Annotated in this window: 9 protein-coding genes; 4 read left to right on the forward strand and 5 right to left on the reverse strand. The window is 42.1% G+C overall.

Annotation, left to right across the window (positions count from 1 at the left end):
- Positions 1-70: 70 nt before the first annotated feature.
- Positions 71-658, forward strand: coding sequence for a GNAT family N-acetyltransferase (locus H5186_RS11285; protein WP_145234394.1), 588 nt, complete (start codon positions 71-73; stop codon positions 656-658).
- Positions 659-749: 91 nt separating this feature from the next.
- Here the strand turns inward: H5186_RS11285 and H5186_RS11290 are convergent, their stop codons facing one another.
- The 5 genes from H5186_RS11290 to H5186_RS11310 all read right to left on the reverse strand — a co-directional run bounded on the left by H5186_RS11290 (position 750) and on the right by H5186_RS11310 (position 9,322).
- A complete protein-coding gene (locus tag H5186_RS11290) occupies positions 750-1,364 on the reverse strand; it encodes a TetR/AcrR family transcriptional regulator (RefSeq protein ID WP_182717593.1) in 615 nt (204 codons plus the stop codon).
- Positions 1,365-1,501: 137 nt separating this feature from the next.
- Positions 1,502-2,911 (reverse strand): efflux transporter outer membrane subunit, encoded by a 1,410-nt coding sequence (locus H5186_RS11295; RefSeq protein ID WP_182739502.1) that lies wholly within the window; start codon positions 2,909-2,911, stop codon positions 1,502-1,504.
- Entirely contained in the window at positions 2,911-6,042 is a 3,132-nt protein-coding gene (locus tag H5186_RS11300; RefSeq protein WP_182794469.1) for an efflux RND transporter permease subunit, read from the reverse strand. Before H5186_RS11300 ends, H5186_RS11295 begins: the two co-directional genes overlap by 1 nt.
- Positions 6,043-6,054: 12 nt before the next feature.
- Positions 6,055-7,212: an efflux RND transporter periplasmic adaptor subunit gene (locus tag H5186_RS11305; protein WP_182739500.1), complete on the reverse strand. Its 1,158-nt coding sequence runs from the start codon at positions 7,210-7,212 to the stop codon at positions 6,055-6,057.
- Between the two features lie 409 nt (positions 7,213-7,621).
- Positions 7,622-9,322, reverse strand: a complete 1,701-nt coding sequence (locus H5186_RS11310; RefSeq protein ID WP_182783532.1) for a cyanophycinase — start codon at positions 9,320-9,322, stop codon at positions 7,622-7,624.
- 339 nt (positions 9,323-9,661) lie between these two features.
- Between H5186_RS11310 and H5186_RS11315 the strand changes: the two genes are divergently transcribed.
- The 3 genes from H5186_RS11315 to iadA all read left to right on the forward strand — a co-directional run bounded on the left by H5186_RS11315 (position 9,662) and on the right by iadA (position 15,341).
- Positions 9,662-12,592: a TonB-dependent receptor domain-containing protein gene (locus H5186_RS11315; RefSeq protein ID WP_182717599.1), complete on the forward strand. Its 2,931-nt coding sequence runs from the start codon at positions 9,662-9,664 to the stop codon at positions 12,590-12,592.
- A 163-nt stretch (positions 12,593-12,755) separates the two neighbouring features.
- Positions 12,756-14,162 (forward strand): putative basic amino acid antiporter YfcC, encoded by a 1,407-nt coding sequence (gene yfcC / locus H5186_RS11320; RefSeq protein WP_182760774.1) that lies wholly within the window; start codon positions 12,756-12,758, stop codon positions 14,160-14,162.
- A gap of 12 nt (positions 14,163-14,174) precedes the next feature.
- Positions 14,175-15,341, forward strand: coding sequence for a beta-aspartyl-peptidase (gene iadA / locus H5186_RS11325; protein ID WP_182717601.1), 1,167 nt, complete (start codon positions 14,175-14,177; stop codon positions 15,339-15,341).
- The last annotated feature ends 23 nt before the right edge of the window (positions 15,342-15,364 follow it).

Consider the following 15,364-nt stretch of genomic DNA (forward strand, 5'->3'; position numbering starts at 1 on the left):
CCTTAAAGGATCATCTCTATGTACAAAACGTTGAGATATTAAACAATGGTTTTAGGAGTAAGGGAAATATATGCAGTGGTTAAAACCAATGCCATTGGTTGGGCACTTTATAACGCTTGAGGTGTTAAGCTTACATCATATAGATGAATTAAAACATGCGGTGCTTGATGGAGAGTCTTGGAAATTATGGTATGCCAATGTTCCTTCGCCAGAACAAATGCACAGTTATGTTGAGCGGGCAATTATTGAAGCCAAAAACGGCAATAGCGCCTTCGCCGTAAGGTGTAATAGTAGCCATAAAATAGTTGGCACAACTCGATTCTATAACGTAGACGCACAGCATCAGCGCGCATTACTAGGCTACACATGGTATGCCAAGGCTGTACGAAGAAGTCCTGTAAATACTGAATGTAAACTTTTGATGTTGAAGTATTTATTTGATACTCACAATGCCATTGCAGTTGAGTTTAGAACACACTTTTTTAATCAACAGTCGCGAAAGGCAATTGCAAGGCTAGGCGCTAAACAAGATGGTATTTTACGCAGCCATCAAATAACAAGAGATGGATCGATTCGCGATACTGTTGTTTATTCAATTATTGCATCAGAGTGGCCAGCCGTGAAGAATCATTTACTGAACAAACTAAAATATACTTAACTTATAATTTAAGGTTTGCGCTTTAAGCCCCAAAATAACGCAGCAAAGAGGATTAAACGACACCTCTTTGCGGTTAAGGCCTCGGCTCTAATTAGAACGGTATAAGCAACACCCGCATTGCCGGGCGAAGCGCTAATAATAGCGTGGCTTTATCAACATGTGGATTAAGGGTTTTGCGTATGGTGATCCCATTTATCATTGCAAACATCACTTCGATACGGCTTTCAAGTTCAGTTGCACTAAGATCTTTTATCAAACTGCGTTCACTCAATAAAAGATTTCGCATTTTCTCTCTGGCGTAACAATCAGACTTTCGCAACTGCTCTGCCACTTTATCGTTGCGCGCAGCTTCAGCGAACATCTCTAAATCGAGTGCTCCTTGGTTTACATCAGTATGATGTTCCACTGCATAGTCTAGACCATCGAGTAGAATCGTTACTAAGTCACCAGGTTGATCTTCATACTCCTGAAAAATAGAGAACAGCTTTTCCATATCCTGTTCTATAATCGATTCAATGATCGCTTCTTTACTAGCAAAGTAATTGTAAATATGTCCTGCGCTCATCCCTGCGGTCTTTGAGATCTCGGCCATTCCTGCGCCATGATAGCCTTTTCGTCTAAAACAATCGGCCGCAGCACTAAGCACTTGCTCACGGCGTGCTTGCACAAGTGCAGGGTCGGTTTGTCTTTTAGATTTTTCTTTCATAGTAACTCCGAAAAGCGCTGCTTTTCTTTAACCTAATAATTATCACTAGCTTATATGCCCTTTTACATCAACTTTGTCAGTTGCCACAAAGAACTTAATAAACTAGTGATAAACTATATAGTGGTGCAGCCTAGCGGCTATTCACTCTGTTGAGCCGATCGTTGCCAACCGCCTCCAACCGCTTTATACAAACTAATTTGGCTCGTAATATAGGCTTTTTTACCGCTAATGAGTTGTTGCCCTGCACTGTACCAATTACGTTGTGCATCCAGCACTTGTAAATAGCTATCGGCGCCTTTTTCAAAGCGAGCTTCAGAGAGTGTAAACGACACTTGATTACTGTTATACAGATCTTCAAGCGCACTTAGCTGCTGCATATAGCCTTCCCTATCGGCAAGCGCATCAGAGACTTCTTTAAATGCCTGTTGAATCGTTTGTTCATAGGTAGTTAGCGCAATCTGTTGTTGAGTTTGCGCAACATCTAAGTTTGCTTGATTACGACCCATATTAAATATCGGTATCGTGATCGATGGCATAAAGCTCCAAGTGCCAGTGCCACTTGAAAACAAATTATCTAGATCACTCGACGCACTCCCTGCATTAGCCGTTAAGCTAATGCTCGGAAAAAATGCCGCCTTCGCAACACCGATATTAGCGTTAGCAGCTAATAACTGAAACTCTGCTGCTTTAATATCAGGACGTTGCTCAAGTAACTCGGATGGTAAGCCTACAGGCACGGTCGGGAAATTTAGTACTTCATCTAAACTCTCAACAGGTAACAACTGCGCTGAAACCGGCTGACCGACTAATAAATCAAGGGCATTTTTATCACGCTTTAACAAGCGCTGATAGTTAGCAATATCAACTTTTGCGGTGGCTACAGTGCTCTCAATTTGTGCCAACGTTAACTTTGATGCCGCGCCAAGTGCATAGGTTTTTTCGGTTAACGCCAGTGATGCCTGCTGACTTTTTAGGGTTTGCGTAGCAAGCGCTAACTGCTCTTTATCAGCAGCGTAATTTAGCCACGCACTTACCAACTCAGAAATTAAGCTAATTTTTACACTCGTTTGAGTTTGCTCTGACGCGTACAAAGTTTGCAGTGCTTGATCAGATTGATTACGAATTTTGCCCCATATATCGAGCTCATACGCGGTCATCCCCACGGTAGCTTGATAGCTATCGCTAATTTGTGCATTACCGGTTGACGTTAAGTCTCCCGGTAAGCGCTGACGCGTGCCCGACGCAGCAAAATCGATTGACGGATATAAGGCAGAGTCTTCGATTTGATAAAGCGCACGAACTTGCTGCACATTAAGTGCGGCAAGTTTAAGGTCTTTATTATGAGCTAATGTTTGTTCAATCAAGTGTTGCAACTTTTCATTCGCAAAAAACTGCTGCCATCTTAAATCAGCCGTATTACCTTGTTCGCTCTGTATTGCGTAGCTATCAGGCACCGGCAACACGATATCCTCAAGCGGTGGAGCCATTTGACAAGCACTGAGCACGAATACGCTTAGACTCGCTAGGCTTAACGTTTTGAATGTCATTATGGTTGCTCCTGTGTCACAGCTTTGTGTTTACCTGGAAAAACTCTGCGCACTAATACAAAGAATAACGGTACAAATATCACAGCCAATATTGACGATGCGAGCGTGCCACCTATGACTGAGATACCTAGAGCATTTTGTGCACCAGAACCAGCACTTGATGCAATAGCTAAAGGTAGAACGCCACAAATAAATGCCATAGAAGTCATTAAAATTGGTCGTAGTCGTAGCTTAACAGAGTTAATTGCAGCATCCACCAGCCCCATGCCTTCATCCATTTTATGAATTGCGAACTCAACAATCAAAATGGCATTTTTAGATGCCAGCCCTATGGTAGTCAACAAGCCTACTTGTAAGTAAATATCATTTGATAAGTTACCTATAAAGGCAGCCATTGCAGCGCCGAATACACCTAAAGGAACAATCATCATTACCGCAGCAGGCACCGACCAACTTTCATACAATGCAGCTAAGCACAAAAATACCACTAATAACGACAACGCATACAATAATGGCGCTTGTCCGCCACTTAAACGCTCTTCATACGAAATACCAGTCCATTCAAAGGCAATCCCGGTTGGTAACTGGCTAACCAATTTCTCCATTTCATCCATGGCTTGACCGGTACTATAGCCTGGCGCTGCTGCACCTTGAATTTCCATTGCCGAAAAGCCGTTATAGCGTTCAAGACGCGGCGAACCATAGGTCCAGTACGACTGAGCAAACGCGCTAAATGGCACCATATCGCCATTACTATTACGTACATACCATTTATCTAAATCTTCCGGCACCATACGAGACTCTGGCGTACCTTGTAAAAACACTTTTTTTACTCGACCACGGTCGATAAAGTCATTCACATAGCTACTACCCCACGCGGTAGACAAAGTACTATTGATATCTGCTTGGGTCAGCCCAAGTGCTTGCGCTTTTGCTAAATCAATATCCAGTTCAAGCTCTGGTTTATCTTCTTGACCATTAGGACGAACGCCCGCTAATACAGGACTTTGTGAAGCCATGCCTAGTAGCATATTTCGCGCTTCGAGTAATTTGTCGTGACCAAGCCCAACCCTATCTTGTAAAAACAAGGTAAAGCCATTGGCAGTACCAAGCTCAACAACCGCAGGTGGTGGGAAAGCAAAAACAAAGGCTTCTTTTATCGTAGAAAAATAACCCATAGCTTTACCTGCAACTGCACCAACCGATAAATCATCGCGTTGACGCTCATCCCAGTGTTTTAAACCAACAAAGCCAAGCGCTGCATTTTGCCCAGAGCCTGCGAAGCTAAAGCCAGTTACACTAAACACAGAACGAACAGCTTCAGACTGATCTTCTAGGAAATGTTTTTCCATTTTCTCAACGACTTTTAATGTCTGCTCAGTGGTTGCTCCTGCTGGTAAACTTACTTGATTGAACAAAATACCTTGGTCTTCATCAGGTAAAAATGCTGAAGGAAGTTGTGAGAAAATATAGATCATACCGCCAACAATTAAGCCGTAACACAATAAATAGCGCTTACTTTGCTTGATCATACGGCTTACAAAGTTTTGTGCGCCGGTATTGGTCTTTTCAAAGCCACGGTTAAAGCCCATAAAAAAGCGACCAATAAATGATGAGTTATTATGTACGTGGCTCGGTTTTAACATGGTTGCACACAGTGCTGGTGTTAAAATAAGTGCCACTAAAACAGATAAACTCATAGCAGTTACTAAGGTTACTGAGAACTGACGATAAATAACCCCTGTCGAGCCTGCAAAGAACGCCATTGGGATAAATACGGCCGATAACACCATAGCAATACCAACTAGTGCACCTTTGATTTCATCCATCGATTTTCGCGTAGCTTCAAGCGGTGAAAGTTTTTCTTCGGTCATCACCCGCTCAACGTTTTCAACCACCACGATGGCATCATCAACTAACAAGCCAATGGCCAGTACCATAGCAAACATGGTCAAGGTATTAATTGAATAACCGAGTACTTGCAGCACAGCAAATGTACCCAATAAAACCACAGGCACTGCAATAGTAGGAATTAGAGTTGCTCTAAAGTTTTGTAAAAACAAGTACATAACTAAAAACACTAACACCACGGCTTCGATTAATGTACTCACTACTTTTTCAATTGATAATGATACAAACGGAGTGGTGTCGTAAGGTACAACACTGGCTAACCCTTCAGGGAAAAAAGGCTCTAGTTCAGCCAATGCAGTTTTAACACCCGCAGCAGTATCAAGAGCGTTTGCACCACTGGCAAGTTTAATACCTAAACCTGACGCTGGTTTACCATTAAAGCGCGCCACAACACCGTAGCTTTCACCGCCAAGTTCGACTTTTGCGACATCGCCTAAGCGAACTACAGAACCATCCTCATTGTTTTTGACAAAAATATTGCGAAATTGTTCTGGTGTTTGTAAGCGACTTTGCGCAGTCACAGTGGCATTAAGCTGCTGCCCTGAAATCGCAGGTAAAGCACCAAGTTGACCTGCCGATACTTGCGCATTTTGAGCACTAATAGACGCACTAATATCTGCAGGAGTCAGTTTATATTTTTGCAGCATACTAGGGTCTAACCAGATACGCATCGCATACTGTGAGCCAAATAACTGCACTTCACCTACGCCATCAACGCGCGACACGATATCTTGCACATTGGATGCAACATAATCACCAATGTCGATATTATTCATGCTGCCATCTTCAGAAACAAAACCAACAACCATTAAAAAGTTACGTGCAGATTTAGCTACTGATACACCTTGGCGTTGCACTTCTTGTGGCAATAACGGGGTTGCCAAGGCAAGTTTATTTTGCACTTGAACTTGTGCAATATCTGGGTCGGTATCAGCATCAAACGTTAGTGTTAAAGTTGCCGAGCCATTTGATTCCGAGGTTGATGACATATACAACAAGCCATCTAATCCTTTCATCTTTTGTTCAATAACCTGCGTAACAGTATCTTCTAACGTACGTGCGGAAGCACCTGGATAATTAGCTTGAACACTAATTGCCGGAGGCGCAATAGACGGATACTGAGCAATAGGTAGCGCTTTAATTGCAAGTATACCCGCCAACATAACAATAATGGCCAGTACCCATGCAAAGATAGGCCGGTCGATAAAAAATCGTGACATTAAAATGCTCCGTTATTGAGTTTTAGCAGCTGAGTCGGCAGGCACTGCATTAACAGGTGCGCCCGGTGCTATTTTTTGTAAACCTTCAACAATCAGTTGATCGCCGTCGTTCAAGCCACTTGTCACTAACCAGTTAGCACCTACTGTGCGGTCAGTTTTTAATACTCGCGCTTCAACAGTATTGTCTTTACTCACCACCATCGCTGTAGGCTCACCTTTGCTATTACGACTCACACCACGTTGTGGTACTAAAATAGCATCAGACTTAACACCTTCAACAACCACAGCTCTGACGTACATACCTGGTAATAATAGCTTTTCTGGATTTGGAAATTCTGCTCGTAAAGTCACTGAGCCAGTGCTTGGATCAACAGCCACTTCAGAAAACTGCAAAGTGCCAGTGTGCGGATACACTGAGCCATCTTCCATAGTGAGTTCAACCTTTGATTGCGCAGTAAGATCTTTGTCAAGCTCACCATTGGCAATCGCTTTTTTCAAGCGAGTCAACTCACTACTTGACTGTGTAAGGTCAATATAAATTGGGTCAAGCTGAGTGACGGTTGCTAACACGGTTGCTTGATTAGCACTTACCAAAGCACCTACGGTCACGTTCGATTTGCCAATTTGACCACTAATAGGTGATGAAACCTTACTATAGTTAAAATTGATCTGTGCGGTTTTAAGCTGCGCTTGAGCCGTTAATAAATCAGCCTGGGCGCCTTTATAGCTTGCGTCGGCTTCATCAAAATCTTGTTGGCTGACCGCTTTTATTGCTAGTAACTCAGAATAACGATCTGATTTAGCCTTTGCATTAGCAATGCTTGCTTGTGCCTTACTAATAGCGGCTTTACTGGTTGCCACTTGCGCTTCAAATGTAGCTGGGTCGATTTGATATAAAGCCTGACCTTTTTTAACTTCAGCACCTTGAGTGAATAAACGTGATTGAATAATACCGCTTACCTGAGGACGAATCTCCGCCACTTGAGACGCAGTTACTCGTCCAGGAAGCTCCTTAGTAAGTGTTAATGGTTGGCTTTTTAATGTAATTACGCCAACAGGAGCTGGCTGCGAAGCAGGCGCATTCGCCTGCTGAGTTTGATCGCAACCGGATAAAGCAACTGCACTTGCCAAAGCGGTGACAGTAAAAAGAACGACGCGAGAACGCTGCATGTTAACTACCCTTAATTTAGAATGAACGATCATTCTAAATTAAATTATTACATTTTCCAATGTTAATTGAGAATTATTTTTAAAAGATCTAAGAGCATGTAAAGTGATGTAAAAAGACTTGACGGTGAGCTAAAAAACAGAACAACTCGATTGCTAATTGCAGGTACAAAAAGAGTTAATTTTATCTTTAATGAGCATAACAATGCAGCTGCAGTAAACATTAAAAGTAGTCATTTTGAACGTCTGGAACTAAAAGCGACACAGCAAGCAGATGTTCAATCATCGGTTGTGAGATTTGAGGGGAAATGGGTAGCTAATATATCCAAATTGGTGTTTTTGACAATTTAACACATTACTTTGTCATTTAAAGAAAAGCTACTGTGAGTAACAGTAGCTCTACATCAAAGCATCATTGAATCGTCGTAATATTAACGCTAAGTCGTTCAATTGCACAGCCATAACTGCTTGGACTTATTCTCTGATACTGGGTATTTTTGCTGGCATTTAAAGTCACTATAAACTCATCTTGCTGACCTACCGCTGACTGCTCATTAGCTAAACACATTGCTTGAGTAAGCGAGCGCAATTTAGCATCAGTGAGTATGTTATTAAAACGCTGCATTGGCAAAGGCGGTATTTTAATTGCAGGCAAAGCACTGTCTATAGTACGTTGGTTTAATTGGTAGCCTTGAGGTGTTACATCAATAATCGCACCAGCTGGCCAAAATGAATAATCAAAACTGTATTTATCTTTGCCCTTATTTAAATGCACAACCCCATGCTTACCTAGCACTGTCACAATCGTACTCTGTTGTGATTTTATGAACACTAAAGCTGTCGTTTCATCAACACCAAAGCCATACTGTTGCCCTGTTTTTGCAAGCAATGTCGCTAAACGCACAGTGCGATTTCGCTCACTAAAATGGGTGTCAACTATACCTGCACTAAAGCTGCCCAGCCCACCATTAGTTTGATAGGTTAATGTATCTGCGCTTAGCCCTTGATTACAATCATCTTCACAACGTTCACTCGGTGCAGAAACTGCGTGCGCACCATCACGTAATGCAGCTAAACTAGTGCCATTAGTGATCATAGCAACACTACCAAACTGGTTACTGCCGCCACTTTGAATGGCTGTGCCTGCACTTGTACCTACCAATAGCGGACGTGAACGTATAGCATCGGTCCATGGATACGGCTTGCCCGTATCATCAAATAACACTTTTCGAGTTAAACTTTGATCGCCACCATTGAGCATAATACCTGTTGCTGATTCGATTTTTGCAACTAAATTATCAACACCCGCGTCGCATAGTTGTTGCTCAGCTTGAATACGGTCAGGATAGATTTTGTGGCGATTAAACACCTGCATGTTTTGCTGGCGAAATTGCGCTAGCTTTTCACATTGCCCAGTTGTGATTGCTTGCGCTAATGCCGGAGTTAATGCCAGCCATGAACTTTTAATACGATCAAAATCCAGTAAGCCTTCGTAAAAGTCAGCCGATTCATAAGGGTCGCGACTCGATGCTGTGATAGCTAATAAGCTCGGCTGTTTACTATTTACTTTAGCTGTTGCAGAAATAAAATTAACTATATCATTAGCAGCCGGCTCATTATTTTGTTTACTTTGCACCGTTTCTTTTATGCGCTGGCCTTTAGCATCAACAACCGCCACTTCCAGCATATCAGTGACAAAGTTATATTCTCGATCAGTTAAATTATTGAGCGAGCGGCTATCTAAATCCCGCCAAGCCCATAGCAACGACCCTTTATCGATAAGATTAGGCTGTTGCTTGGCAATTTTTGATAAAACCCGCAAGGTTTCATTGCGATTATTAGTACTATCATCAGGCCATTGGCTTTTTATTTCTTGTAGTGCTTTGCCCGTCAATTGAAATTGATTCGCTTTTTTTCCTATTAATGATGTTTTTTCAATGCAATTTTCAGGACTAAAACTTGAACAAGTCGTTAATGCACCACCAATTAACAGCAAGGTTTGCTCAGTTTGATTTGCAGATATATTCGCCGAAAAAGCAGCCATTACCAGTGTAAAAGCAGCAAAAAAACCATATTTAGGGCTCTTTGCAAGATGTTCCCGAAAGTTTTCCATAATGTTATACTCATGTAAAAAATGATAAAAAATAGCTTGCAGTAAAACTTTATGCTTGCTATAAAAATAAGGAACTTTTAAATCGCGAGTAAGCTAGCACCCAAATACTAGCTTTGTCAAAAACCTTTTGGATTGGAATTATGTTTAAAAACGCAACATCGCTGTGTACATATTTCTACTCTCCTCACTACCTTTCGGAGTGGTTTGACGAGTAGCCACTACCTCACATTCTCTGTGAGGGGCTAACTGTGTCTATCGATCACGGCCCTGTCTAAATAATCAAAAAATAAGCACTGTGCAGTACACCTGTGCTTAAAATAAAGACAAAGGTAAACCAATATGTTTCGTCAATTAACTATTGCAACGGCAATAAGCGCAGTGCTTTGCCCAACTTTTTTGTATGCGCAAGAAAACACTAAAGCTGAAAACATTGAACGAGTAGAAGTCACCGGATCACGTTTAAAAGGCGTCGATCTTGAAGGAACGATTCCACTAACGGTATTAGACCAAGATGCCATCAAACGCTCTGGCGCCAACACGATTCACGAATTACTAAAGGATTTATCCGTGTTCAAAGGTGGTAGCGGCACTTTTTCCACTTCAGAAAGCGGTGGCACGTCCACTTCAACACCTGCGGGACAATCTGCAGCAAGCCTACGTGGCATGGGCCCATCAGCCACATTAACACTGATTAATGGTCGTCGTGTTGCGCCCAGTTCATTTGCCGCTGGCACGGAAAACTTTGTCGATGTGAACTCAATTCCACTTGCAGCTATCGAGCGCATTGATATTCTTGCAACCGGTGCATCAGCGGTTTACGGTGCAGATGCCGTAGCAGGTGTAATTAACTATATTTTAAAAGATGACTTTGAAGGCGCTGAAGTAAACGCATCCTACGCAAATAGCTTTAACAGCCATGACGAAGGTAAAAAACAGCTTAACCTAGTATACGGTACAAACATTGGTGAGAGTAACTTAACGGTTTTTGCCGATATTTTTGACCGTAACGCATTTAAAGCAACCGATCGAGATTTCACTGCATCATCACCACTGGTGAATAGTTATTCGTACTTACCAAAACTTGAAAACGCGCCAAATATTTATTATTACAGCTCGCGTGATGGGAATGAATTGCCAGCGCCAAATTGCCAGACTGAATTAGTTACAACTGAATTTGGTGAAGACATTTGTGCCTATTACCCAAATCAAGACGATTATCTGGATACGCCATTTGAGAGTCTATCGACTGGCTTTATGTTCAATAGCAGCTTAGGCGGTCTTGATTGGCATACTGACTTTTTCTATAGCCAAACAAAGGCAAAAGCGTACTCGTCACCCTCACCGATTAATCAAATAAATGATGAAGATGGTCCTTTCATTTTAGAAGATGCGCTGTTCATTTATGATAATGCAGATGGCAGTAATGATTTGATGGATCAAGTGTTTATTGACCCATTTGAATTTGATACGCAAGCTGGCCGCGAAGTTTACGGCTTTGGCTTTGATGCGCGTTTTAATGCCCCACGTACTGTCGAAGTAGAAACTAAAAACTTCCGCTTAGTGAGTAGCCTTGCAGGTGATGTTGGTGACTGGAGCTGGGAGTCAGGCGTAACCTTTTCTCGCTCAAGCTCTGAGCAAGAAGCCATTGATGGTATTTACAATCGCTATCAATTTCATGCCGCCATTACTGGTGAACTATGCTCAGACGGTACATTAGCAAACTACGACGGCGCAAACCTTAACTGTGTATCAGGCGATTTACTGCCATTTTATAATCCATTTGTGCAAGGCGATGCCGCCAACGATGCGGTTTTAGCAACGGCACAGGCACGTCCAACACGCAGTGGCGAAAGCACCGTATACGGCTGGGATGTAAACTTTAACGGTGAGCTATTCACCTTTAATGATTTACCCGCTTATGCATCATTTGGAGTTGAAGCTCGCCGTGAAGAATTAACTGACATTCCATCACTTGACTCGCAAGCACGCCCTGAAAACGGCTACTTAGTGGATGTATTTGGTTTTGGCTCGAGCTTATCAGAGGCTGATCGCACTCAATACGCGGCGTTCGCAGAAATAAGTGTATCATTGACCGATCAAGTTGAGCTACAGGCGGCAGGACGTTACGATCATTATGACGATTTTGGCGGCACCTTTAATCCAAAAATAGGCTTAAGCTATCGTCCTAACGACTCGTTAGTGTTACGTGGCTCATGGTCTACGTCATTCCGTGCCCCTTCTCTTACGCAAGCTGGTGTTAAATTAAGAACCACTCAATCAACCTTCGATTGCGGTGCTAACCAAGCAGTATCTGATCTTTATTGTATGGGCCAAGGAACAGAGGTAAGTGTTAACTCACTCGAGCTTGGAAATAAAAATCTTAAAGCTGAAGAATCAGAAGCTATTAGTGTTGGTTTTGCTTGGAGCCCAAGCGCTGATACTAACCTAACCGTTGATTACTGGCAGTTTGATCACGAAGAAGTGATTGATACTAATATGACTGCGGTGCTAGATCGTGCCATTACTGATGCATCACTGCGCCATTGCGGTATTGTCCCAGAAGGTCAACAAGGTATTTCTTACGATAATGAGCTATGTGATATCAGTGACAATAGTGGTTTAAGTATCGAGCAAGATGGTGCCAACCTAAATGAAATTTTAGATAACTATATTACCGAGTTTAACCCACGTGATGATGAGCTATTTTTACCATTATTTCGTGACCATGTTATCCCACTTGAAAATACCGGCACACAAACATTAGCAGGGATTGATATTAAGTTTGATCACCGTTTTAGGCTTTCAGGTGGCGATTTAACTTTTGCATTTGATGGCACGCACTATCTTGAATTTGAGCGCAATAAACCAGGCTCTGATGCCATTGAAAAGTTAGTTGGCACGTATCGCTACCCTGAAAACATCGGTCGTATGTCAATCGATTGGGAAGCTCAAAGCTACTACCTAAACCTTGGCGCAAATTACACCAGCAGCTATGATGATGACATTGAAGGACTTAGAGGCCGTGAAATTGATGAACTGGAAAGTTTAGGTAAACTTGACTCACAAGGTAATCATCAAGTTGACGATTGGCTCGTATGGGATTTATCTGCAGGTTACTACGTAAATAAAGCCCTTACCTTAAGAGCGCGCATTGATAATATTTTTGACAAAGAGCCGCCACAGCTATACGGCTCAAGTCGTGGTTTTGATTCTATAAACCATAATGCTTATGGCGCGCGTTATACATTTAGTGTCAGCTATCGTTTCTAAAAATTATACGCGCCGTGCTAGTCGCTGTGCGTAACACCATCCAAATTGTACTAAGTGGCTTTGCTTTGTAGAGTAAGGTCACTTATTCAAATAAACTTCGTGTTAAAATAAGCAGGTGTGCGGCTTAGTCTAAGCAACCTATTTCTTTGCGAAAAGTGAAATTATGAAAAACAAACAATTTACTATGCCTGATGCAAGTATCATCTTGTTATCAGTTGCATTAATTGCCTACTTGGCAACCTTGTTTATTACTCCTGGGATGTTTAACTCCCAAAAAGATAGCCACAATGTTGAACTTTCTCAATACCAAACAGTGGCTGTTAGCGAGCAAACACCGCTGTTTGCTGAAGGCGGTGAAATTGGTCTGGCAAATGTGTTGTTTGAAGGTTTAGTCTCGGGTGACAAGTACGGCGCAACTATCGGTGTTATGGCGTTTATATTAATTACTGGTGGTGCATTCGGTATCATTATGAAAACGGGCGCAATTAATAACGGTATTATGGCGCTTATCAATAAAACACAACGAATTGAATGGCTGTTTCTACCATTATTATTTGTGTTATTTTCCTTAGGTGGCGCAGTATTTGGTATGGGTGAAGAAGCCATTGCTTTTTGTATTGTGTTGCTACCGATCATGAAACAGCTCGGCTATGATGCCAAAGTAACGGTTTTAACTACGTATGTTGCCACACAAATTGGCTTTGCAACGTCTTGGATGAATCCTTTTAGTATTGCAATTGCACAATCTATTGCCGAAATACCGGTTTTTTCTGGGGCTGGCTTTAGAATGATCGCATGGGTTGTGTTTACACTATTTGGTTTATTTTTTACTGTACGTTATGCCAACTCGATCAGAACCATCAACACCGCGCAAAGCAATTCCCCTACTGAGATAAAATTAGATACCGCCGATAAACTTATTTTGATTACATTTATAGCGGGTATTACTTGGGTTGTATGGGGTGTGATGGCGCGCCAATACTATATTCCAGAGCTCGCAGCACAGTTTTTTTGTATTGGTGTGCTCAGTGCTTTTATCGCCAGTATTTTTAATAAACAAACAGCTAACCAAAGTGCTGATGCATTTAAACATGGCGCACAAGAATTGTTGCCCGCAGCCATGTTAGTCGCTCTTGCCAAAGGGGTGGTATTATTACTTGGCGGCAGTGATTTAAATGCACCGTCAACCTTAAATACATTACTTTATCATAGTGCTAGTAGTATCGCTGCGGTACCAGACTTTGTTGCGGCATGGGGAATGTTATTATTTCAAAGTGTGTTTAACTTTTTTGTTTCTTCAGGGTCCGGCCAAGCCGCTATCACTATGCCACTGATGTCTCCATTAGGCGATTTACTCAATGTCTCACGACAAATTGTGGTATTAGCTTTTCAGTTTGGCGATGGCTTAACGAATATATTCATTCCAACCTCAGCCAGCTTGATCGGTTGCTTAGGTATTGTAAAGCTTGATTGGAGCGAATGGGCAGCCTTTATTTGGCGTTTCACTTTAGCATTATTTACTTTAGCAAGCGGCTTCATATTTCTTGCTTATTTTATCAATTATCAATAAAAAGACTTCACTATGTTGACATTAATTCGAGGTGCAAACCTTTATACTCCAAGCCCTCAAGGGCAGATGGATGTACTCATCGCTGGTTCTAAAGTGATTGATTTTCGAACCGAGATCAAACTAGAAAGTAATACCGAAGTAAAGATTATCGATGGCCGAGGAAACATTCTAGTACCAGGCTTTGTTGACTCTTTGGTCCATATTACAGGCGGTGGCGGCGAAGCAGGTTTTACTAGTCGAACGCCAGAAATGAACTTAACTGATGCCACCTTAGCAGGTATTACAACCGTTATTGCAGCGCTGGGCACTGACTCAAGCAGTCGCACACTAACCAACTTAGTTGCTAAAGCGAAAGGCTTAAAAGAGCTTGGTCTTAATGTATTTTGCCATACTGGCTCTTATCACTTACCCGCTAAAACACTGACGGGTAGTATTACAAATGACCTAATGTATATTGACGAGTTTATTGGCGTAGGCGAAGTGGCAATTTCAGATCACCGTAGCAGCCAACCCACCGTTCAACAACTCGCAGAGTTGGCAGCAGAAGCAAAAGTCGCCGGCATGCTAAGCGCAAAAAAAGGCACCGTGAGCATTCATGTCGGCCCCGTTAATAGTCACTTAGCGATTCTGCATGAGGTTGATAAAAATACTGATATTTCATTGAGTCAGTTTTATCCAACACACATGAATAGAAATAAAGCGCTGCTTGACGCTGGGATTTTATTTTGTGAAGCCGGCGGTACAATTGATTTTACCACCAGCACAACTGAGTATGATCTTGCCCATGGCGAATATGCTGCCGCGCAAGCGTTAGCTTACTGTTTAACACACAATGTTAAGCCAACACAATTGACTATGAGTTCAGATGGCCATGCCAGCCTGCCAATATTTGACGAGCAATTTAATTTGCTCGGGCTTGAAATTGGTAAAGAAGCCTCTCTGTTAGGTGCTTTTCAACAAGCTGTACATCAATATGAGGTGAGTATAGAGCACGCATTAATGGCCATAACCACTAATCCCGCTAATGTACTGGGGATTAAAAAAGGCACTATTAGCAAAGGCTCAGACGCCGACTTAGTTCTACTTGATAGCAACACTTTAGCGCCACAACATGTATGGAGTAATGGCATTCATATGGTTGAGCAAGGGTTTGCAATAATAAAAGGCGCTTTTGAATAAATAATGAGGCGCATAGCGCCTCA

The organism is Pseudoalteromonas sp. SG41-2, assembly GCF_014164535.1.
Lineage (GTDB): Bacteria > Pseudomonadota > Gammaproteobacteria > Enterobacterales > Alteromonadaceae > Pseudoalteromonas > Pseudoalteromonas rhizosphaerae.